This is a genomic window from Leclercia adecarboxylata, assembly GCF_006874705.1.
In the GTDB taxonomy this organism is placed as follows: domain Bacteria; phylum Pseudomonadota; class Gammaproteobacteria; order Enterobacterales; family Enterobacteriaceae; genus Enterobacter; species Enterobacter adecarboxylatus_C.
Window position 1 is genome coordinate 3384586 of sequence record NZ_CP035382.1, and the last position, 21160, is coordinate 3405745.

Here is a 21160-nt window from a genome sequence, read left to right on the forward strand (position 1 = left end):
TCAGCGATGCAGTTTCCCGTGATCCCGCAGCCAGGCCGCCGTCTTCTCAATGCCTTCATCCAGCGTCACCAGCGGTGTATAGCCGAGCTCGGTCTCTGCGCGTCGCGTATCAAGGGTAAAGTCAAAGTTCAGTTTCGACACCCCGTAGTGGGTCAGGGCGGGCTCTTTGGCGGCCTTATTTCCCAGCCGCTCCATGCTGCGGGCAATAATGTCCAGCATCGGATAGGGCACCGAGCGGATCCGGCAGTGAATGTTCAGCTCGTCAATCAGCTTCTGCACAATGCTGCGCAATGTGCGCGGTTCGCCGTTGGTGATGTTATATGCCCGCCCGGACGGCAGATTGTCGCATTCGATCTGGCTGGCCAGCCACATGGCGTGAATGGCGTTGTCGAAATAGGTCATGTCCACCAGCGCATCCCCGCCGCGCGGCAACAGCACGCTGCCGTAGTGGTGCATCATCTGCGCCAGGCGCGGAATAAACACTTTATCGTGCGGGCCAAACAGGCTCTGTGGACGCAGGATGGTAAAGCGGGTATGCGGGTTGGACTGCGCCAGCAGATCGATCACCTCTTCGCTGGCGGCTTTGCTGCGGGCAAATTCGCAGGCGTAGCGCGCAGGACGAAAATCTTCCTGAACATCGCGGTGATGGTGGTAATCGAAGTAGAGCGACGGGGAGGAGATATGCACGAAGTTGCGCACCCCCCAGGCCACGGCCCACTCGCCCAGACGGCGGGTGGCACGCACGTTCGCCAGATCGAAGGCTTCCTGGGTACCCCAGGGCGAGGTAAAGCTGGAGCAGTGCCACAGCGTATCGATTCCGGCCAGCATCACTTTTGCCTGGGAAGAGACCAGTTCCGTCAGGTCGGCATGGACAAACTCTGCGCCCATTTTTTGCAGCAATTTACCCATCGCTTCATTGCGACCGGTGGCCCGGACGCTGATGCCTTTATTGCGCAAAAACTCCACCGCATTGCGGCCTAAGCCGCTGGTGGCGCCGGTAACCAGTACCTTCATATCGATCCACTGTTTTGAAAAGAATTTCGTGCGCATTCTTCCGTGAATTACGCCTGTATGCAATGGGAAACGTGAAAGATTCGGAGTTTTAATCAGACTTTTTCTGACTTTTGTTCTGCCAGATGTGCAATACGCCGGGCCATTCCCCGGAAGATAAACAGGTGCGCCGGGATCATCAATAGCCAGTAGAACAGACCCGGCATCCCGTGCGGGTGCCACCAGGCGCGCACGTCCAGCTCCCGGCGATCGCCTTTGTCCTTCAGGGTAAAGCACAACCGCCCAAGACCGGGGGCTTTCATGCCAAACAGCAGCGCCAGCTGTTTCTCTGGCTCGACGATAATCACCTTCCAGCTGTCGACCGCATCACCGGTTTGCAGGTACGGTGCCGCCGGACGGCCCTTCGCCAGCTTATGCCCGACCAGCAGGTCCATCATCGCCCGGGTCTGCCACAGGGCGTTGCCAAAGAAGTAACCCTCTTTGCCGCCGAGCTGATTCACCACCTGCCACAGGTCGGCCAGGCTGGCCGAGGTTGTCACCCTATACCCGGCCTGCTTTGGATAGTAGCCGTACTCCGGCCGCCAGCGGGCGAACGCCTGGGCGTCGTAGCCCCAGTCGCTGGAGTTCACCAGCTTCTCCTCTTCTTTTAGCGTGTGACGCACCGCGTCATCGAAGCGGATCAATTCCTGCGGGATCAGCGCCCGCAGCTCGCGGTCGTCCGCCAGCAGATCGTGTTTCAGCCCCTGAATTAAGGCCTTGGCGGTGGTCGGCGGCACGGAGGTGATGACGTTTAAAAACCACACCGAGATCCAGCGGGTCGGGAAGGGGATGGGGATCAGCGGCCGGCGACGGCCGCTCACCGCCATAAAATGTTCGAACTGCTGCTGATAGCTCAGCACCTCGGGCCCGGCGGCCTCCAGCACCCGGTGCTCTGTGGCCGGGTGATTGAGCAGTTCAACCAGATAGTGCAGCAGATTCTCCAGCGCAATCGGCGTGGTGCGGGATCGCACCCAGCGCGGCGGGGTCAGCACCGGCAGGTTATAGACCATGTCGCGCATCACCTCGAAAGCGGCAGAGCCTGCGCCGACGATGATCCCGGCCCGCAGCTCGGTGAGCGGGATCCCGGCGCTGCGCAGCACCCCGGCGGTCAGCTGCCGGGCGCGCAGGTGGTCGGACTGCTCATGCTCCGGTGCCTGCAACGAACTGAGGAAAATAATCTGTTCAACCGGATGTTCCAGCAGCAGGTCGCGGACGTTCATCGCTACCTGACGCTCGTGGGCGATAAAGTTCCCGCCTTCGCCCATGCTGTGCACCAGATAGTAAAGGGTATCCACCCCCGCAAGCAGGGCCGCCAGATCCCGGGGCCAGTTGAGATCGATAGCATGGCAGGTGACGTTGGGCAGCCCCAGCTTTTGCAGGCGCTCAACGTTGCGTGCCGCAGCCCGGACCTGATGCCCGCGCGCGCTAAGGGCGGCCACCAGATGTTGACCGATATACCCGCTGGCACCCAGGACCAGAATACGTTGCGGCACGTTAGCTCCTTAGCGCTGCAAAAACGCCTGCCAGTGAGCAACGACTTCAGCAAGCTGCTCGCGGTTGACGTCGAGATGCATTACCAGACGGACCACCGGCGAGGCGTTGATCAGCACGCCGCGCGCCTTCATAAACTCACCCAGCGCCGCCGCGTTGTCCTCTCCGACGCGGATAAACAGCATGTTAGTGTCGTGACGCATCACATCTGCGCCGATCTCGCGCAGCTGCGTCGCCATCCACGCTGCATTGTCGTGATCGTCCTTCAGGCGGGCAACGTTATTTTTCAGGGCGTACAGACCCGCTGCGGCGAGGATCCCGGCCTGGCGCATGCCGCCGCCGGTCATTTTACGCCAGCGGTTGGCGCGCCTGATGTAGTCGGCGTTGCCCACCAGCAGGGAGCCCACCGGCGTGCCCAGCCCTTTGGAGAGACAAATGGTGAACGAGTCGCAATATTGCGTGATCTCTTTCAGCTCGCAGCCATACTCCACCACGGCGTTAAAGATGCGTGCGCCGTCGACGTGCAGCCCCAGCTTGCGCTCACGGGTAAACTCCCACGCCGCTTTCAGGTACTCGCGCGGGAGCACTTTGCCGTTATGGGTGTTTTCGAGGCTGAGCAGCTTAGTGCGGGCGAAGTGGATGTCGTCGGCTTTGATTTTGGCGGCAACTTTGTCCAGCGGCAGGGAGCCGTCAGAGGCGGCATCGATCGGCTGCGGCTGAATGCTGCCGAGCACCGCGGCGCCACCGGCTTCGTAGAGATAGTTATGCGCCCCCTGACCGACGATATACTCTTCGCCGCGTTCGCAGTGGCTGAGCAGGGCCACCAGGTTGGCCTGGGTGCCGGTCGGCAGGAACAGGGCGGCCTCGTGACCGCTCAGCTCCGCGGCATAGCGCTGAAGTTCGTTAACGGTGGGGTCGTCGCCGTAGACGTCGTCCCCGACCGGCGCGGCCAGCATCTCCTCCAGCATGGCTCGCGTTGGTCTTGTGACGGTGTCGCTGCGTAAATCAATCATGGCATTTCCTTATTATTTTAAAGGCGATGCCGATTGTTTTACCTGAGCCAGTTGGTTTTGGCTAGCTCCAGAACTTCGTCACCGCGGCCGCTGATGATGGCGCGCAGCATATACAGGCTAAAGCCCTTCGCCTGCTCAAGTTTGATCTGCGGCGGGATCGCCAGTTCGTCTTTGGCGACCACCACGTCCACCAGCACCGGGCCTTCGGTGGCGAAGGCGCGCTGTAGGGCATCGTCCACCTCGGAGGCTTTTTCCACACGGATGCCGGTGATACCGCAGGCTTCGGCGATAGCGGCGAAGTTGGTGTCGTGCAGCTCGGTGCCGTCGGTGAGATAGCCCCCGGCCTTCATCTCCATCGCCACAAAGCCCAGCACGCTGTTGTTAAAGACGATGATTTTGATCGGCAGCTTCATCTGCGCCACCGAGAGAAAATCGCCCATCAGCATGCTGAAGCCGCCGTCACCGCACATCGCCACCACCTGCCGCTCCGGCGCGGTGGCTTTGGCCCCCAGCGCCTGCGGCATGGCGTTAGCCATCGAGCCGTGGTTAAACGAGCCAATCAGACGGCGCTTGCCGTTCATTTTCAGGTAGCGCGCCGCCCATACGGTCGGGGTGCCCACGTCGCAGGTAAAGATGGCATCTTCGTCAGCGTAATGGCTGATCTGCTGCGCCAGATACTGCGGGTGCAGCGCCTTGTCGCTGGGCTTCGCCAGATCGTCCAGCCCTTTGCGGGCATCACGGTAGTCGCTGAGGGCTTTATCGAGGAATTTACGATCGGTTTTCTCCTCCAGCAGCGGCATCAGCGCGGTAAGCGTGGCCTTGATATCGCCCACCAGCGCCATATCCACCTTGCTGTGGGCCCCGATGCTGGCCGGGTTGATGTCGATCTGAATGATTTTTGCGTCGGTAGGGTAGAAGGCGCGATAGGGGAAGCGGGTGCCGAGCAGCACCAGGGTGTCGGCGTTCATCATGGTGTGGAACCCGGACGAGAAGCCGATCAGCCCGGTCATCCCTACATCAAAGGGGTTATCGTACTCTACGTGCTCTTTGCCGCGCAGGGCGTGAACAATCGGCGCCTTGAGCATGCCGGCAAATTCCACCAGCTCGTCGTGGGCCCCGGCGCAGCCGCTGCCGCACATCAGGGCGATATTGCTGGAGTAGCGCAGCAGCTGCGCCAGCTTTTTCAGTTCGGCATGGGCGGGCGTCACCACCGGCAGGGGGGCCGGATACCAGTGGTTGCTGGCGCTTTCCGGTGCCGCCTGTAGCGCCACGTCGCCGGGCAGTACAATCACCGAGACGCCACGCTTTAAGATAGCGTTGCGCAGGGCCAGGGCCAGCACCTGCGGGATCTGCTCGGGTGAGGAGACCAGCTCACAGTAGTGGCTGCATTCACGGAACAGCTCCTGGGGATGCGTCTCCTGAAAATAGCCGCTGCCGATTTCACTCGACGGAATATGCGCCGCGATAGCCAGCACCGGGACGTTGTTACGATGACAATCAAACAGGCCATTGATCAGGTGCAGGTTGCCCGGCCCGCAGGAACCGGCGCACACCGCCAGCTCCCCGGTGAGCTGGGCCTCGGCCCCGGCGGCGAACGCGGCGACCTCTTCATGACGGGTGGGCATCCACTCGATGGTGCCCATCCGGTTCAGGCTGTCGCTCAGGCCGTTGAGGGAATCCCCGGTGACACCCCAGATTCGCTTCACTCCGGCCTGTTCCAGCATTTTCGCAATGTAGTTCGCCACGGTTTGTTTCATGGTAGTCCGTCTCCTGAATGTGATAACGCTTTCAAGCTTAGATGAAACTGACCGCCATGCCTGTTTAATCCCCCTGATTAATAGTTGCTTTCAATGCGCAACATTTCGTCATATTGTGGTGGCGTATCCCATAAAAAGCGGAGTGAATTCAAATGGTTAAATCATTGTTAATGGCTGTTAATAAAACGCTAACGCATGAAGATTTTGGCAGACTGCTGCTGCGCCTGGCGGTGGGGGGGTTGATGCTGTTTCATGGCCTGCATAAGGCTATCGACGGGGTGGGGGGGATTGCAGGCATGCTGGTGGCAAAAGGACTGCCGGGCTTTATCGCCTATGGGGTTCTGATTGGCGAAGTGGTGGCGCCGATCCTGATTATCCTCGGTATTCTTACCCGTCCGGCGGCGCTGGTACTGGCCTTTACTATGGTCGTGGCGTGGCTGATGGTGGGCACCGGTAAAACCTTCGCGCTGGATGCGGTGGGGGCGTGGGCGATTGAGAGTCTGGTCTACTTCTTCGTTGGCGCACTGGCCGTGGCATTTTTAGGGGCGGGGCGGTACGCGGTGGTAAGCGATCCGGTCTGGAAGTAACGCCGGGCGGCACTGCGTTTGCCCGGCCTACGGGTTTCGTAGGCCCGGTAAGCGTAGCGCCACCGGGTATTAGAGCATGGACTTTGTAGGCCCGGATCGCTATGCGACACCGGGCTTTTCATCAGGCCAGCACCAAATCCCCCTGCGGATGACAGGAGCAGGCCAGCACGTAGCCTTCCGCCACTTCGGCATCCGTCAGCGTCATGGTGCTGGAGACGGTATAGTTCCCGTCCACCACCTTCGTTTTACAGCAGCCGCAGACGCCTGCACGGCAGGCGGCCACCACCGGCACGTTATTGCTCTCCAGCGCCTCCAGCAGCGTGCTGCCCACGCGGCCAAAGAAGGTCTGTGCCGGCTGCAGTTTGGTGAACTTCAGTCCGCTGGTGGCGGCTTCCGCGACCGGGGTAAAGAACTGCTCTTTAAAGAAGCGGGTCACGCCCAGGGCTTTCACCTCTTCTTCAACAATGTCCATATACGGCGCCGGACCGCAGGTCATCACGGTGCGTGAGGCGAGATCCGGCACGCGCTGCAGCAGCTCGCGGGTCAGACGACCGACCACAAAACCCTCGGTGGCGTTGGTTTCGGCCACCAGTGTGACCGGGTAGTTACGCCATTCGTCCGCGAAAATCACATCCTGCGGCGAGCGCACGCTGAAGATCACCTCCACGTCGGCCTGCGGGCGGTTCTTCGCCAGCCAGCGACGCATCGACATCACCGGCGTCACGCCGCATCCGGCAGCCAGCAGCAGGAATTTATCTTCCGGCTTATCGTCACAGGTAAAATCACCCTGCGCGTCCGACAGCCAGATGTAATCCCCGCGCTTCACATCGTGCGTCAACCACTGAGAGCCTGCCCCCGCATCAATGCGGCGGATGGTCAGCGTGATGTACTCGCTGATACCCGGCGTTGAGGAGATCGTGTACGCCCGCAGCGTTTCCGCTGAATTACGCACGCTGACCAGCGCATACTGTCCGGCACGGTATGGATAATAGTCGTGGCACAGCAGCGATATCGTCCAGACATCCGGCGTTTCCTGATGGATGTGATGAACCTGCATCCGCCATGGGCACTGATGGGTTGGCATTGTCATACTTTACTCCTTACGCGCTCAGCAGTTGCTTCATGTCTTCTTCAACGGTGGTCACGGAACGCAGACCAAACTTCTCGTTGAGGACGGCCAGCAGATCCGGCGTAAAGAAGCCGGGTGCGGTCGGGCCGGTGACGATGTTTTTCACGCCCAGCGACAGCAGGGTCAGCAGGATCACAATCGCTTTCTGTTCGAACCAGGAGAGCACCAGCGACAGCGGCAGGTCGTTCACGCCACAGCCCAGTTTTTCTGCCAGGGTTACCGCCAGGATGATCGCCGAGTAGGCATCGTTACACTGACCGGCATCGATCAGACGCGGCAGGCCTTCAATATCACCGAACTCCAGCTTGTTGAAACGGTATTTACCGCAGGCCAGGGTCAGGATCAGGCAGTCGTCCGGCACGCTGGTGGCGAAGTCGGTGAAGTAGTTACGCTCCCCACGTGCGCCGTCGCAGCCGCCGACCAGGAAGATGTGACGCAGTTTTTCGCGGCTCACCAGGTCAATCAGGGAATCCGCCGCGCCCAGCAGGGTCTGACGGCCAAAACCAACGGTGATCAGATGAGGGATTTCGCTGTACGGGAAGCCCGCCATCTGCTGTGCCTGGGCAATCACCGGGCCAAAATCATCACCTTCGAGGTGGCTCACGCCCGGCCAGCCGACAATGCTGCGGGTCCAGATACGATCGTCGTAGGCACCTACGGTTGGGTCGATGATGCAGTTAGAGGTCATCACGATCGGGCCAGGGAAGCGGGCGAACTCCACCTGCTGGTTCTGCCAGCCGCTGCCGTAGTTACCGATCAGATGTTTGAATTTGCGCAGCTCCGGGTAGCCGTGGGCAGGCAGCATCTCGCCGTGGGTGTAAACGTTCACCCCGGTGCCGTCGGTCTGCTCCAGCAGGTTGTAGAGATCTTTCAGGTCATGACCGGAGATCAGGATGCACTTGCCTTCGGTTGCTTTAACGTTGACCTGAGTGGGGGTCGGATGACCATATTTAGTGGTTTCACCGGCGTCCAGAATGCTCATCACTTTGAAGTTCATCTGGCCGATTTCCATGGAACACTCCAGCAGGGCGTTCATATCGGAAGGCCAGGTCCCCAGCCACGCCATGATTTTATGGTACTGGGCGTAGATGTCGTTGTCGTACTGGTCCAGAACGTGCGCGTGTTCCATATAGGCCGCCGCACCTTTCAGGCCGTACAGGCACAGCAGACGCAGGCCGAGGATATTCTCGCCAATCGCCGCTTTGTCTTTGTTCGGGGTAAATTCAGCCGCCTGACGCTGCAGGTCGCCGAGATCGTCGCTCACCAGCTGCAGATCGGCCATGGGATTATCGACGTGGGCACTGGCATCAACGTTCAGGGACTGGGCTTTCAGGGCGTCACGCAGGGCAATAGCTTCACGGGCGTAGCCCACAATGCGTGGCGAATCGAAGTTGACGTTGGTCAGGGTAGAGAAAAACGCGCGCGGGGCGAAGTTATCCACGTAGTGGTCGATAATGCCATATTCCCGGGCTTTTACTGCCCAGGCGGATAAACCCTGCAGGGAGGCAATCAGCAGATCCTGCAGATCGGAGGTTTCTGCGGTTTTACCGCACATGCCCTGTGCGTAAGAGCAGCCGTTGCCGGCTGGGGTACGGATAGTTTGTTCACATTGCACACAAAACATAATCACACCTGTTAAAGTTATATTTGAGATACATCTTTAAGATTATGCTTGCGGCGATACGCTGGGAAGGGCTTTCTGCTACAAAGTAGAGGGATATTGATTTAGCGCAATTTTGGCGGCAGCAGGCTACCGCCAAAGAAGTATCAGGCGGAGAAGAACGCCATCATAATCGGCACCAGCAGGCTTAAAATAAAGCCGTGTACGATGGCGGCCGGCACCATCTCCAGACCGCCCGAGCGTTGCAGAACCGGCAGGGTAAAGTCCATCGAGGTGGCGCCGCACAGGCCCAGCGCTGTGGAGCGGCTGCGACGCACCAGACCCGGGATCAGCATAATGGCGATCAGCTCCCGGCCAAGGTCGTTAAAGAAGGCGGCGCTGCCAATCACCGGGCCAAAGGATTCGGTTAACAAAATGCCGGACAGGGAGTACCAGCCAAAACCGGAGGCCATTGCCAGGGCGGTATTAAGCGGCAGGCCAAGGATAAAGGCGTTAATCACCCCGCCCACCAGAGAACTGCCCACCACGATGACGGCGACCATCATACCCCGGCGGTTGAGCACGATCTGTTTTAAGGTCATGCCGTTATTTCGCAGCTGAATACCAATCAGGAACAGCAGGAAGATCAGGGTATATTCACTGGCTTCGGTGGCGTGCTGTAAAATGTCGAGCCCCGTCAGCCCCAGCAGAAAACCGAGCACCACCACGCCGCATAATTTTAATGACTCCAGCGCCATGGCAATACGCGACGGTAATTTCTCCTGGTGATGGTGGTTTTTCCAGGGAATAACCCGTTCCAGCCAGAACAGCGCTGCGATATTGCACAGCAAAATAACCGCCATCGTAATGATGGAGTAATGCAGGATCGACAGCAGGTTGGCCGCCAGATTATCGAGAAAGGCGAGACTGATGCCCATAAAAAACAGAATGACGTAGACAATCCAGCTCAGTAAACGGTTGATCAGTTTTAAGGCTGACAGCTGACGAAGAGGAATGAGATAACCCACAATCAGCGGGATCAGAATGATTAAGAGTCCTGAAAACATGAACAACCGGTCCTTTATATGAGTGGCGCTGTGACACTACCCAATTAAGGCGGTTCAGTAAAGGTGAAAACAGTGCCGGGCGGCGCTGACGCTTGCCCGGCCTACGAAATACTGTCCCGTAGGCCGGGTAAGGCGAAGCCGCCACCCGGCACCGCAACGCGTACAATCTTAATCGCGTTTTTCCAGCAGGGTGCGGTACAGCACGCCGCCAAGAATACCGCCGACAATCGGCATCACCCAGAACAGCCACAGCTGCTCCAGCGCCCAGCCGCCCTGGAAGATAGCGACCGCGGTGCTGCGCGCCGGGTTAACCGAGGTGTTGGTAACCGGAATACTGATCAGGTGGATCAGAGTCAGCGCCAGACCAATCGCAATCGGCGCAAAACCGGCCGGAGCGTGTTTGTCGGTGGCGCCGTGGATCACCAGCAGGAAACCGGCCGTCAGAACGATTTCAATTACGATGGCAGACAGCATGGAGAAGCCGCCCGGGGAGTGTTCGCCAAATCCGTTCGAAGCAAAACCGCTGGCCGCGGCGTCAAAGCCGGCTTTACCGCTGGCAATAACATACAGAATAGCGGCAGCAATAATCCCGCCAATCACCTGGGCAATTATATAGCCGAGAATATCTTTCGCCGGAAAACGGCCGCCCGCCCACAGACCTAATGTCACCGCCGGGTTAAAATGCCCGCCGGAAATATGCCCTACGGCATACGCCATGGTTAATACCGTTAAACCGAAGGCCAGAGAAACACCGACAAAACCAATCCCTAATTCCGGGAAACCTGCCGCCAGAACCGCACTGCCGCAACCACCAAAGACTAACCAGAATGTACCAAAACATTCAGCTGCTAATTTTCTGAACATATACACCTCAAAAATAAAAAAACTGCGACTATCCGGTACGCAGTACTTATCGCTACAAAATAATCGCGACATAAAAAGCGCTGTTATTTTAGAAATGCATGCTCCCCTTCACCAGTAGAATAAATCTATAAAATTTGATTTAGAGCAATGACAGGTGATTCCTTATTTCATTAGGTCAACCGATATAACGCTATTTATATTGGTGCGGTGATTGGATATCTGGGCTCTTTTCTGAATAAAATCTGATTCGTTGACATTAATTATATCGGTAATTAGCATCCGCCCCTGAAATGACTGGGTCAACATTCGTACTGATGACCAACGGGAATTTTAACTGTAGACATAAACAACATTGAAATAAGGATTGTGCAATGCGTGAATTAAACCAACAGGAAATTGAAAACGTATCCGGTGCCGGTTTTATTGCAGATGCGGCCGCTGCGCTGGGTCTGGGTATTGGTAAAGTAGTTGATACGGGTCTGGGCCTGATCGGTGTGGATGTGGGTACGCAGCCAAGCGAAGCCGCTCAAACCCTGGGTCGTGGTATCGGTATGATCATCGAAACCGGCGTGAATACCGTCTCCAGCATCTTCAACTCTCTGTTTCGTCGCGGCTAATTACCGCTAATGTCTTAATGGGGGAGCATGCTCCCCCATTTTTGTTTGCCCGTATTCTCAGCGCACCCAGAAAGCTATACTCCGGATAACTTAAAGGAAAAACCAGGAATTTCCCGGAGGGTATATGTTGCTGGAACGTGTGGAAATTGTAGGGTTTCGCGGCATCAACAGATTGTCGTTGATGCTTGAGCACAATAACGTGCTGATCGGGGAAAACGCCTGGGGTAAATCCAGCCTGCTGGATGCCCTGACGCTGCTGCTCTCTCCGGAATCGGATCTGTACCATTTTGTCCGGGAAGACTTCTGGTTCCCGCCCGGGGATCTGCTGGGGCGCGAACACCATCTGCATATCATTCTCACTTTCCGTGAATCCGAGCCGGGCCGTCATCGCGTCCGTCGCTATCGCCCCCTTGCCGACTGCTGGGTGCCCTGTGAGGATGGCTATCAGCGCATTTTTTACCGTCTGGAGGGCGAGCTGGCGGACGACGACAGCGTGCTGACCCTGCGTGGTTTTCTCGATACCGACGGTAATGCTCTGCCGCTGGCGGATATCGACGCGCTCGCGCGCCATCTGGTGCGTCTGATGCCGGTGCTGCGCCTGCGGGACGCCCGCTTTATGCGCCGGATCCGCAACGGCGCGGTGCCCAATATGCCCGACGTGGAAGTGACCGCTCGCGAGCTGGATTATCTGGCCCGGGAGCTGGTGGCCCGCCCGCAAAATTTAACCGATGGCCAGATCCGTCAGGGGCTGTCGGCGATGGTGCAACTGCTGGAGCACTACTTCTCCGAGCAGGGATCTTCGCCGGTCCGCAACCGGCTGATGCGGCGGCGCTCCCATGACGAACAGCGTAGCTGGCGCTATCTCGATATCATCAACCGGATGATTGACAGGCCTGGCGGCCGTTCGCACCGGGTGATCCTGCTGGGACTTTTCTCGACGCTATTGCAGGCCAAAGGCACCGTCCGGCTGGACCGGGATGCCCGCCCGCTGCTGCTGGTAGAAGATCCCGAAACGCGCCTGCACCCCATTATGCTCTCGGTGGCGTGGCACCTGCTGAATCTGCTGCCGTTGCAGCGCATCACCACCACCAACTCCGGCGAGCTGCTGTCGTTAACCCCGGTCGAGCACGTCTGTCGCCTGGTACGCGAATCGTCGCGCGTCTCCGCCTTCCGCCTGGGACCCGGGGGGATGAACGCCGAAGACAACCGGCGGATCGCCTTCCATATTCGCTTTAATCGCGCCTCCTCCCTGTTCGCCCGCTGCTGGCTGCTGGTGGAAGGGGAGACGGAAACCTGGGTGATTAACGAGCTGGCCCGCCAGTGCGGCCACCACTTCGATGCCGAGGGGATCAAGGTGATTGAGTTTGCCCAGTCGGGCTTAAAACCGCTGATCAAATTTGCCCGGCGAATGGGCATCGAGTGGCATGTGCTGGTGGACGGCGACGAAGCGGGTAAGAAATATGCCGCTACCGTGCGCGGGCTGATCAATAACGACCGGGAAGAGGAGCGGGAGCACCTGACGATGCTCCCCGCTATGGACATGGAGCACTTCATGTACCGCCAGGGCTTCTCGGACGTCTTTCACCGGGTGGCGATGATCCCCGACGATGTTCCGATGAACATGCGGCGGGTGATCGTGAAGGCCATTCACCGCTCGTCGAAACCCGATCTGGCGATTGAAGTGGCGATGGAGGCCGGGCGGCGCGGGGTTGAGGCGGTGCCAACCCTGTTGCGGAAAATGTTCTCCCGCGTGCTGTGGCTGGCGCGCGGGAGAGCTGATTAACGGCGGGTTGCCTGGTTGACCTGATCGATCAGGCTGTCCAGCAGGGCAAAGCGGCGGCGGTACTCGGCGCGCTTTTTGCTGGCAATCTCTTCCATCGGTTTGCGCGGCATGGCGAGCGGCAGCCTGAAGTTGCCCTCATCGTCGCGCTCTCCACCGAGCGACAGCCAGAAGCTGTCGTAATCGGCCAGCAGTTTGCCCTCTTTTTTCTTGCGATAGCGCCAGCTGCGGTAAATATGGGTGCTGTTGCTGACGGCAACGATCTGCTCCACGGCAAGGACATGGCCCAGCGTCATGGCGGCTTCCACCAGCAGGCGTTTCGGGAACAGGCCATGACAGGCTTTGGTGGCGCTCTGGATCGCCTCGTGCGGCACAAAGGCTTTTGCCCCCTGCATCCCGCCGATAAACAGCGTCGTGGTGCCGTTAATCTGGCACAGCGTAAAGGTCATCTCTGCCAGCACCGTCTGCTGTGCGTCGCAAAACGCCAGCGTGGCTTCGCCCTCTTTATCCAGAAAAGCATCGGCGCACAGACGCAGGGTAAACTGCTGCTCGTCTTTGCCGGTCAGGGTCAGCAACGTCACCCCTTCCCGGGAGAGATAGCCGTTCATCAGCGCGGCCGGAAGCTGGCGCTGCATCGTCTGATAGTGCCAGTTCAGCGCCTGCAGGGTTTGCTGACGGTTGATGGCAACGGACAACCACGGGCGGTGCAGGCGGCAGGGAAGCCCAGGCTGAACCTGCAACAGCTGCAGTAACTGCGGCTGTTTTGCCAGGTTAGTCAGCAGGCGGGCGGTGCTGAATGGCGTCATCAGCGATCGCAGCATAAACTTGCGGCGGTAGGCCGGGTTGCGCCAGGCAAGGCCGGGGGTTAATGTCCCGGATGCCAGACGTTGAAACAGTTGCCAGCCCGATTTTGGGTGTGGCTGGTGTGTATAAGATGACTCTGCGATGGATGACATAATAAATTCCGGTCTTGTTGCCAGATCTTTATTTCAGCAGGGGTTTTATCAACCTCTCCTCAACGATTTTCAACCATCCTGGAAAGCAGGGGTTTCGTTGAGGAACGGTTTAGTTAGAATCAACAGTTATGTAAGCCAGAATAGCTATTTGGAATATTTATGAACTTTAAGGGAAAACGCAGGAAGCTGTTTCTGCTGCTGGTGCTGATTGTACTGGTGGCTGGATTCTGGCTGTGGCGGGTGCTTAACGCCCCGGTGCCGCACTATCAAACGCTGATTGTCCGTCCGGGCGAGCTGCAGCAAAGCGTGCTCGCCACTGGCAAGCTGGACGCGCTGCGCAAGGTGGATGTGGGCGCGCAGGTCAGCGGGCAGCTGAAAACGCTGTCGGTGGAGATTGGCGACAAAGTGAAAAAAGGGCAGCTGCTGGGGGTCATCGATCCGGAGCAGGCCGAAAACCAGATCAAAGAGGTGGAGGCGACCCTGATGGAGCTGCGCGCCCAGCGCAGCCAGGCTGAAGCGGAGCGTAAGCTGGCCCAGGTGACCCTGAACCGTCAGCGGCAGCTGGCTACGACCCAGGCGATCTCGCAGCAGGATCTGGATACCTCGGTTACGGAGCTGGCGGTCAAGCAGGCGCAGATTGGCACCATCGATGCGCAGATCAAACGCAACCAGGCCTCGCTGGACAGCGCCAAAACCAACCTTGATTACACCCGTATCGTCGCCCCGATGGCCGGGGAAGTGACGCAAATCACCACCCTGCAGGGGCAGACGGTGATTGCCGCCCAGCAGGCGCCGAACATCCTGACCCTGGCGGATATGGGCACCATGCTGGTGAAAGCCCAGGTCTCCGAGGCGGATGTCATTCACCTTAAACCAGGGCAAAAAGCCTGGTTTACCGTGCTGGGGGATCCGCAAACCCGCTACGAAGGGGTGCTGAAAGACATTCTCCCGACCCCGGAGAAGGTCAACGACGCCATCTTCTATCACGCCCGCTTTGAAGTGCCTAACCCGCAGGGGGTGCTGCGTCTGGACATGACCGCTCAGGTGCATATCCAGCTGGCCGGGGTTAAAAACGTGCTGACCATTCCGCTGGCGGCGCTGGGTGAACCCGTAGGCGACAACCGCTACAACGTGAAGGTGCTGCGTAGCGGCGAGACGCGCGAGCGTGAGGTGAGCCTCGGCGCGCGCAACGACACCGACGTGGTGGTGGTGAAAGGGCTGGAAGAGGGTGAAGAGGTGGTCATCAGCGAGAGCCAGCCCGGGGCGGCCAAATGACGGCCCTGCTGGAGCTGAATGATATCCGCCGGAGCTACCCCTCCGGCGACGGGCCGGTGGAGGTGCTGAAAGGCATCACCCTGCGGGTCGAGGCCGGGGAGATGGTAGCGATTGTCGGGGCCTCGGGCTCCGGTAAATCCACCCTGATGAATATTCTTGGCTGTCTGGATAAACCCACCAGCGGCACCTACCGGGTGGCCGGGACCGATGTCGCCACCCTCGACAGCGACGCGCTGGCCAAACTGCGGCGGGAACATTTCGGCTTTATCTTCCAGCGTTACCACCTGCTCTCGCACCTGAGCGCGGCGCAAAACGTCGAAGTGCCGGCGGTCTATGCCGGCGTGGAGCGCAAAAAACGGCTTGAGCGGGCGCAGGCGCTGCTTACCCGGCTGGGGCTGGGGGAGCGGGTCGATTACCAGCCTTCGCAGCTCTCCGGTGGCCAGCAGCAGCGGGTGAGTATCGCCCGGGCGCTGATGAACGGCGGGCAGGTGATCCTTGCCGATGAACCGACCGGGGCGCTGGACAGCCACTCCGGGGAAGAGGTCATGGCGATCCTGCATCAGCTGCGGGATCAGGGGCATACGGTGATCATCGTCACCCACGATCCGCAGGTGGCCGCGCAGGCCGGGCGGATCGTGGAGATCCACGACGGCGAGCTGGTCAGCAATCCACCGCCCGGCCTTAACGCCACCCGGCGTCAGGAGGTGGCGCTACCGCCGCCGTCCGGCTGGCGGCAGTTTGCCAGCAGTTTCCGTGAAGCGCTGACCATGGCCTGGCTGGCGATGGCCGCCAACAAGATGCGTACCCTGTTGACCATGCTCGGGATCATCATCGGTATCGCCTCGGTGGTATCGATTGTGGTGGTGGGGGATGCCGCCAAACAGCTGGTGCTGTCGGACATACGCTCCATCGGCACCAACACCATCGACGTCTATCCCGGCAAAGACTTTGGCGACGATGAGCCGCAGTATCAGCAGGCGCTGAAATATGACGATCTGGCCGCTATCCAGAAGCAGCCCTGGGTCAACTCCGCCACCCCGGCGGTGTCGCAGAACCTGCGTCTGCGTTACGCCAACATCGACGTGGCCGCCAGCGCTAACGGCGTCAGCGGCGATTACTTTAACGTCTACGGTATGACCTTCAGCGAAGGGGGCACCTTCAATGCGGAACAGCTGGCGGGCCGGGCGCAGGTGGTGGTGCTGGATGCCAACTCCCGGCGACAGCTGTTCCCCAATAAAGCGAAGGTGGTGGGCGAAATTATCCTGGTGGGCAATATGCCTGCAACGGTGATCGGCGTGGCGGAGGAGAAGCAGTCGATGTTTGGCAGCAGCAAGATTTTGCGCGTCTGGCTGCCGTATACCACCATCTCAGGACGCATTATGGGGCAGTCATGGCTGAACTCGATCACCGTCCGGGTGAAAGAGGGCTACGACAGCGCCCAGGCGGAACAACAGCTCGAGCGCCTGCTGACCCTGCGCCACGGGAAGAAGGATTTCTTCACCTGGAACATGGACGGGCTCTTGAAAACGGCGGAAAAGACCACACGTACTCTTCAGCTCTTCCTCACGCTGGTGGCGATTATCTCTCTGCTGGTCGGGGGAATTGGGGTGATGAATATCATGCTGGTGTCGGTGACGGAGCGCACGCGCGAAATCGGCATCCGCATGGCGGTCGGCGCCCGGGCCAGCGATGTGCTGCAGCAGTTTTTAATTGAGGCGGTGCTGGTCTGTCTGGTAGGCGGCGCGCTGGGGATTTCGCTCTCCCTGTTAATTGCCTTCACGCTGCAGCTGTTTTTACCCGGCTGGGAAATTGGTTTTTCACCGATGGCGCTGTTAACGGCCTTTCTTTGTTCTACCTTTACCGGGGTGCTGTTTGGCTGGCTGCCGGCAAGAAATGCGGCGCGGCTGGATCCGGTGGATGCGCTAGCCCGGGAGTGAGCCTGTTGGCCTACAAATATTCGTAGGCCCGCGCAAGCGCAGCGCCGCCGGGCGTCAGCTCGCACAGCAGCCCACAAGGATTTGTAGGCCCGTGCAAGCGCAGCGCCGCCGGGCACCAGACCGCATGGAAGCCCACAAATAAAAATGCCAGCGCATCGGGCTGGCATTTTGAGTGCGGGGTGTACACAATGAAACAGAGGGCTATGCCACCACTTCTGCTTCGATGGGCACAATAACGCTGGCATGATTGCCTTTTGGCCCGAGGTGTACATCGAACCGGACGGCTTGTCCGGCCTTCAGCGTTCTGTAACCATCCATCTGAATGGTGGAGTAATGCGCGAAGATGTCTTCGCCGCCGCCTTCAGGGCAGATAAAACCAAACCCTTTGGCGTTGTTGAACCACTTAACTGTACCCGTTTCCATGCTTCGACATCCTTCGTAAATCTTATTGAGTTAGATGTAATGAACCGGTGCTGGAGTGGGGGCTGTTCAAAACCTCGCCAACTCACGCCTGTACAATTTAGATAAACCAAAGGCAGCGTCAAGCATTTGCCGGGGATGGGAGGGGGAAAATGCGTCAAAATTTGAAGCAGTTAACGCTATTGGTGGGTATTGTGACAGACATCGCGGATGGCAATAATAGATGTGAGTTATCTGACATCTGAGGTAGATTCAGGTTATGTATAGCCTCCTGTCAGCATCAGAACCGCGACCGGAGACCGTAAACGAAGATGACGACAGACAATGGGTAAGACGAACGACTGGCTCGATTTCGACAAGCTGGCGGAAGATAAAGTGCGCGACGCGCTAAAACCGCCATCTATGTATAAAGTTATGTTAATGAACGATGACTACACGCCGATGGAATTTGTTATTGACGTGCTACAAAAGTTCTTTTCTTATGATGTAGAACGTGCAACGCAACTGATGCTTACCGTTCACTATCATGGCAAAGCCATCTGCGGTGTTTTTACTGCAGAAGTCGCAGAGACGAAGGTGGCGATGGTGAACCAGTATGCAAGGGAGAACGAGCATCCGTTGCTGTGTACGCTAGAAAAAGCCTGAATAAGGCAATGAAAATTGGGGGAGGTGCCTATGCTCAATCAAGAACTGGAACTCAGTTTAAACATGGCTTTCGCCAGAGCGCGTGAGCACCGACATGAGTTTATGACGGTCGAGCACCTGCTGCTCGCACTGCTCAGCAATCCATCCGCCCGCGAAGCGCTTGAAGCCTGCTCCGTGGACCTGGTGGCGCTGCGTCAGGAACTTGAAGCCTTCATCGAACAGACCACACCTGTACTGCCCGTCAGTGAAGAGGAGCGCGACACGCAGCCGACGCTCAGCTTCCAGCGTGTACTCCAGCGTGCGGTATTTCACGTCCAGTCCTCCGGACGTAGCGAAGTCACCGGTGCCAACGTGCTGGTTGCCATCTTCAGCGAGCAGGAGTCGCAAGCCGCCTATCTGCTGCGCAAACACGAAGTCAGCCGCCTTGATGTGGTGAACTTCATCTCTCACGGAACGCGAAAAGACGAGCCGAATCAGGCATCGGATTCCGGCCATCAGGTCAACAGCGAAGAGCAGGCAGGCGGGGAGGAACGTATGGAAAACTTCACCACCAATCTTAACCAGCTTGCCCGCGTCGGCGGTATTGACCCGCTGATTGGCCGCGAAAAAGAGCTGGAACGGGCGATTCAGGTACTGTGCCGCCGCCGTAAGAACAACCCGCTGCTGGTGGGGGAATCGGGCGTCGGTAAAACCGCCATCGCCGAAGGGCTGGCCTGGCGCATTGTGCAGGGCGACGTCCCGGAAGTGATCGCCGATTGCACCATCTACTCGCTGGATATCGGTTCCCTGCTGGCGGGGACCAAATACCGCGGTGATTTTGAAAAACGTTTCAAAGCGCTGCTGAAACAGCTGGAGCAGGATACTAACAGCATCCTGTTTATCGACGAGATCCATACCATCATTGGTGCCGGTGCGGCATCGGGCGGCCAGGTGGATGCTGCCAACCTGATTAAACCGCTGCTCTCCAGCGGCAAAATCCGGGTGATTGGCTCGACCACCTACCAGGAGTTCAGCAATATTTTCGAAAAAGACCGCGCCCTGGCGCGTCGCTTCCAGAAAATCGACATTACTGAACCGTCGGTTGAAGAAACGGTGCAGATCATCAACGGCCTGAAACCGAAGTACGAGGCGCACCACGACGTGCGTTATACCGCCAAAGCGGTGCGTGCGGCGGTGGAGCTGGCGGTGAAATACATCAACGACCGTCATCTGCCGGATAAAGCGATTGACGTGATCGACGAAGCGGGCGCGCGTGCGCGTCTGATGCCGGTCAGCAAGCGCAAGAAAACGGTCAACGTGGCGGATATCGAATCCGTGGTGGCCCGCATCGCGCGTATTCCTGAGAAGAGCGTTTCTCAGAGCGACCGCGATACGCTGAAAAACCTCGGCGATCGCCTGAAAATGCTGGTCTTTGGTCAGGATAAAGCCATTGAGGCCTTAACCGAAGCCATCAAGATGGCCCGCGCCGGGCTGGGGCATGAGCACAAGCCTGTCGGTTCCTTCCTGTTCGCCGGCCCGACCGGGGTGGGGAAAACCGAGGTGACGGTTCAGCTCTCCAAAGCGCTGGGTATTGAGCTGCTGCGCTTTGATATGTCCGAGTATATGGAGCGTCACACCGTCAGCCGACTGATCGGTGCGCCTCCGGGCTATGTGGGCTTTGATCAGGGCGGCCTGCTCACCGACGCGGTGATCAAGCATCCGCACGCGGTTCTGCTGCTCGATGAGATCGAGAAAGCGCACCCGGACGTCTTTAACCTGCTGCTGCAGGTAATGGATAACGGGACGCTGACCGACAACAACGGGCGCAAGGCGGACTTCCGCAACGTGGTGATGGTGATGACCACCAACGCCGGGGTGCGTGAGACCGAGCGTAAATCCATCGGCCTGATCCACCAGGATAACAGCACCGATGCGATGGAAGAGATCAAGAAGGTCTTTACGCCGGAGTTCCGTAACCGTCTGGACAACATTATCTGGTTCGATCACCTGTCTACCGAGGTGATTCATCAGGTGGTGGATAAGTTCATCGTCGAGCTGCAGGTCCAGCTGGATCAGAAAGGGGTTTCCCTGGAAGTGAGTCAGGAAGCCCGCGACTGGCTGGCTGAGAAAGGCTACGACCGTGCGATGGGTGCGCGTCCAATGGCGCGTGTCATCCAGGACAACCTGAAAAAACCGTTGGCTAACGAACTGCTGTTTGGTTCGCTGGTGGATGGGGGGCAGGTGACCGTGGCGCTGGATCAGGCGAAGAACGAGCTGACGTATGACTTCCAGAGTGCGGCGAAGCATAAGCCGGAAGCGGCTCACTAGTTTTGTTGAGTGACGATAAAAACCGGGCGAAAGCCCGGTTTTTTTATGGCTTTTATATTGTGCATTTTGTAGGCCCGTGCAAGCGCAGCGCCGCCGGGCAATGCACGGTGGTAACATGTGGCGGCTGTGGGGGTTCCGTTCACCTTGCGTTCGCTGCTTCTCTGTAAACCACGTCACCCGTGAACGTGCCAGGGGGGCTCGCCGCCTCCCCCCTGGCAACCCCGGCTCCCGGCAAAGAAAATCGCCGCTTCGCGGTCCCTTCGGCTTATTCCCTTCGGCTTTCGGGTCGGGCACCAGCCTGCATCCATGCAGGCTATGCCCTCTCGGCGCGTCCATGCGCCTCGCCCCGGCCTGCGGTCAACGCCTCAGCGATTTTCAGCCGGACCTGGGTGCCGCTGTGAGTGGCAAGTTTGCCTCTGACTTTTGTGTTGCTGTAGGGGAGATGAAAATTTTGCGAGGCGTTATCCAGAATTTAAATAAGGGTATTGCTGGATAAAATCCCAGTAATAAAATGGCGATGCACCTGCAAAATCAGGTGCCAGGATTGGCGTCCTGGACTCATAGATATGGAAATGATGTTGCCAAGGCAGCACCACAGGTTTCGTTCACACTTTTGTAAGTAGCGATTATAATGGGCTTCTTCAATTATGGTGGGCTGAACCGGG

17 protein-coding genes are annotated in these 21160 nt (G+C 58.4%); 7 read left to right on the forward strand and 10 right to left on the reverse strand.

The features are described 5' to 3' along the window. The 4 genes from ES815_RS17105 to poxB form a co-directional block, all read right to left on the reverse strand. Positions 1-1014 (reverse strand): NAD-dependent epimerase/dehydratase family protein, encoded by a 1014-nt coding sequence (locus ES815_RS17105; protein WP_142488880.1) that lies wholly within the window; start codon positions 1012-1014, stop codon positions 1-3. Between the two features lie 92 nt (positions 1015-1106). Then, positions 1107-2543, reverse strand: coding sequence for an SDR family oxidoreductase (locus tag ES815_RS17110; RefSeq protein ID WP_142488881.1), 1437 nt, complete (start codon positions 2541-2543; stop codon positions 1107-1109). A gap of 9 nt (positions 2544-2552) precedes the next feature. After that, positions 2553-3554, reverse strand: coding sequence for a low-specificity L-threonine aldolase (ltaE, locus tag ES815_RS17115; RefSeq protein ID WP_142488882.1), 1002 nt, complete (start codon positions 3552-3554; stop codon positions 2553-2555). Between the two features lie 38 nt (positions 3555-3592). Then, positions 3593-5311: a ubiquinone-dependent pyruvate dehydrogenase gene (poxB, locus tag ES815_RS17120; RefSeq protein ID WP_142488883.1), complete on the reverse strand. Its 1719-nt coding sequence runs from the start codon at positions 5309-5311 to the stop codon at positions 3593-3595. Between the two features lie 152 nt (positions 5312-5463). Between poxB and ES815_RS17125 the strand changes: the two genes are divergently transcribed. Next, the gene (locus ES815_RS17125; RefSeq protein WP_142488884.1) at positions 5464-5898 is read left to right on the forward strand and encodes a DoxX family protein; all 435 of its coding nucleotides are present in this window, start codon (positions 5464-5466) and stop codon (positions 5896-5898) included. Between the two features lie 121 nt (positions 5899-6019). Here ES815_RS17125 and hcr read toward each other — a convergent pair whose 3' ends face one another. The 4 genes from hcr to aqpZ all read right to left on the reverse strand — a co-directional run bounded on the left by hcr (position 6020) and on the right by aqpZ (position 10558). Next, positions 6020-6988 carry an NADH oxidoreductase gene (gene hcr / locus ES815_RS17130; protein ID WP_142488885.1) on the reverse strand — a complete coding sequence of 323 codons (969 nt, stop codon included), beginning with the start codon at positions 6986-6988 and terminating at the stop codon, positions 6020-6022. Between the two features lie 10 nt (positions 6989-6998). Next, positions 6999-8651 (reverse strand): hydroxylamine reductase, encoded by a 1653-nt coding sequence (gene hcp, locus ES815_RS17135; protein ID WP_142488886.1) that lies wholly within the window; start codon positions 8649-8651, stop codon positions 6999-7001. Positions 8652-8794: 143 nt separating this feature from the next. Beyond that, a complete protein-coding gene (locus ES815_RS17140; protein WP_142488887.1) occupies positions 8795-9694 on the reverse strand; it encodes a lysine exporter LysO family protein in 900 nt (299 codons plus the stop codon). A gap of 168 nt (positions 9695-9862) precedes the next feature. Further along, on the reverse strand, positions 9863-10558 hold the full coding sequence (aqpZ, locus tag ES815_RS17145) for an aquaporin Z (protein ID WP_142488888.1): 696 nt from the start codon (positions 10556-10558) through the stop codon (positions 9863-9865). A 371-nt stretch (positions 10559-10929) separates the two neighbouring features. Between aqpZ and ES815_RS17150 the strand changes: the two genes are divergently transcribed. Further along, positions 10930-11175, forward strand: a complete 246-nt coding sequence (locus ES815_RS17150; RefSeq protein WP_142488889.1) for a hypothetical protein — start codon at positions 10930-10932, stop codon at positions 11173-11175. A 124-nt stretch (positions 11176-11299) separates the two neighbouring features. Further along, positions 11300-12958 carry an ATP-dependent endonuclease gene (locus ES815_RS17155; protein ID WP_142488890.1) on the forward strand — a complete coding sequence of 553 codons (1659 nt, stop codon included), beginning with the start codon at positions 11300-11302 and terminating at the stop codon, positions 12956-12958. Here the strand turns inward: ES815_RS17155 and ES815_RS17160 are convergent. After that, positions 12955-13911 (reverse strand): VirK/YbjX family protein, encoded by a 957-nt coding sequence (locus ES815_RS17160; RefSeq protein WP_142488891.1) that lies wholly within the window; start codon positions 13909-13911, stop codon positions 12955-12957. The two genes, ES815_RS17155 and ES815_RS17160, sit on opposite strands and share 4 nt — an antisense overlap. A 159-nt stretch (positions 13912-14070) precedes the next feature. Here ES815_RS17160 and macA point away from each other — a divergent pair, with 159 nt between their 5' ends. Both macA and macB read left to right on the forward strand, forming a co-directional pair. Continuing rightward, positions 14071-15186 carry a macrolide transporter subunit MacA gene (macA, locus tag ES815_RS17165; protein WP_142488892.1) on the forward strand — a complete coding sequence of 372 codons (1116 nt, stop codon included), beginning with the start codon at positions 14071-14073 and terminating at the stop codon, positions 15184-15186. Beyond that, a complete protein-coding gene (gene macB / locus ES815_RS17170) occupies positions 15183-17123 on the forward strand; it encodes a macrolide ABC transporter ATP-binding protein/permease MacB (RefSeq protein ID WP_142488893.1) in 1941 nt (646 codons plus the stop codon). The genes macA and macB overlap by 4 nt, the downstream gene beginning before the upstream one ends. Positions 17124-17324: 201 nt before the next feature. On the opposite strand, the gene cspD is transcribed toward macB, so the two are convergent. Further along, positions 17325-17546: a cold shock-like protein CspD gene (gene cspD, locus ES815_RS17175; RefSeq protein WP_032617324.1), complete on the reverse strand. Its 222-nt coding sequence runs from the start codon at positions 17544-17546 to the stop codon at positions 17325-17327. 321 nt (positions 17547-17867) lie between these two features. On the opposite strand from cspD, the gene clpS reads away from it, so the two are divergent. Further along, positions 17868-18188 carry an ATP-dependent Clp protease adapter ClpS gene (gene clpS, locus ES815_RS17180; protein ID WP_032617325.1) on the forward strand — a complete coding sequence of 107 codons (321 nt, stop codon included), beginning with the start codon at positions 17868-17870 and terminating at the stop codon, positions 18186-18188. Positions 18189-18218: 30 nt separating this feature from the next. Then, complete coding sequence (gene clpA, locus ES815_RS17185) at positions 18219-20495, forward strand: ATP-dependent Clp protease ATP-binding subunit ClpA (protein ID WP_032617326.1); 2277 nt, start codon at positions 18219-18221, stop codon at positions 20493-20495. The last annotated feature ends 665 nt before the right edge of the window (positions 20496-21160 follow it).

Excerpts from the sequence above, each read along its gene's own strand:
- ES815_RS17160 (WP_142488891.1), bottom strand. The coding sequence starts at position 13,911 with ATGTCATCCATCGCAGAGTCATCTTATACACACCAGCCACACCCAAAA.
- ES815_RS17105 (WP_142488880.1), bottom strand. The coding sequence starts at position 1,014 with ATGAAGGTACTGGTTACCGGCGCCACCAGCGGCTTAGGCCGCAATGCG.
- clpS (WP_032617325.1), top strand. The coding sequence starts at position 17,868 with ATGGGTAAGACGAACGACTGGCTCGATTTCGACAAGCTGGCGGAAGAT.
- cspD (WP_032617324.1), bottom strand. The coding sequence starts at position 17,546 with ATGGAAACGGGTACAGTTAAGTGGTTCAACAACGCCAAAGGGTTTGGT.
- clpA (WP_032617326.1), top strand. The coding sequence starts at position 18,219 with ATGCTCAATCAAGAACTGGAACTCAGTTTAAACATGGCTTTCGCCAGA.
- ES815_RS17150 (WP_142488889.1), top strand. The coding sequence starts at position 10,930 with ATGCGTGAATTAAACCAACAGGAAATTGAAAACGTATCCGGTGCCGGT.
- hcr (WP_142488885.1), bottom strand. The coding sequence starts at position 6,988 with ATGACAATGCCAACCCATCAGTGCCCATGGCGGATGCAGGTTCATCAC.
- ES815_RS17125 (WP_142488884.1), top strand. The coding sequence starts at position 5,464 with ATGGTTAAATCATTGTTAATGGCTGTTAATAAAACGCTAACGCATGAA.
- poxB (WP_142488883.1), bottom strand. The coding sequence starts at position 5,311 with ATGAAACAAACCGTGGCGAACTACATTGCGAAAATGCTGGAACAGGCC.
- ltaE (WP_142488882.1), bottom strand. The coding sequence starts at position 3,554 with ATGATTGATTTACGCAGCGACACCGTCACAAGACCAACGCGAGCCATG.
- aqpZ (WP_142488888.1), bottom strand. The coding sequence starts at position 10,558 with ATGTTCAGAAAATTAGCAGCTGAATGTTTTGGTACATTCTGGTTAGTC.
- macB (WP_142488893.1), top strand. The coding sequence starts at position 15,183 with ATGACGGCCCTGCTGGAGCTGAATGATATCCGCCGGAGCTACCCCTCC.
- ES815_RS17155 (WP_142488890.1), top strand. The coding sequence starts at position 11,300 with ATGTTGCTGGAACGTGTGGAAATTGTAGGGTTTCGCGGCATCAACAGA.
- hcp (WP_142488886.1), bottom strand. The coding sequence starts at position 8,651 with ATGTTTTGTGTGCAATGTGAACAAACTATCCGTACCCCAGCCGGCAAC.
- ES815_RS17140 (WP_142488887.1), bottom strand. The coding sequence starts at position 9,694 with ATGTTTTCAGGACTCTTAATCATTCTGATCCCGCTGATTGTGGGTTAT.
- macA (WP_142488892.1), top strand. The coding sequence starts at position 14,071 with ATGAACTTTAAGGGAAAACGCAGGAAGCTGTTTCTGCTGCTGGTGCTG.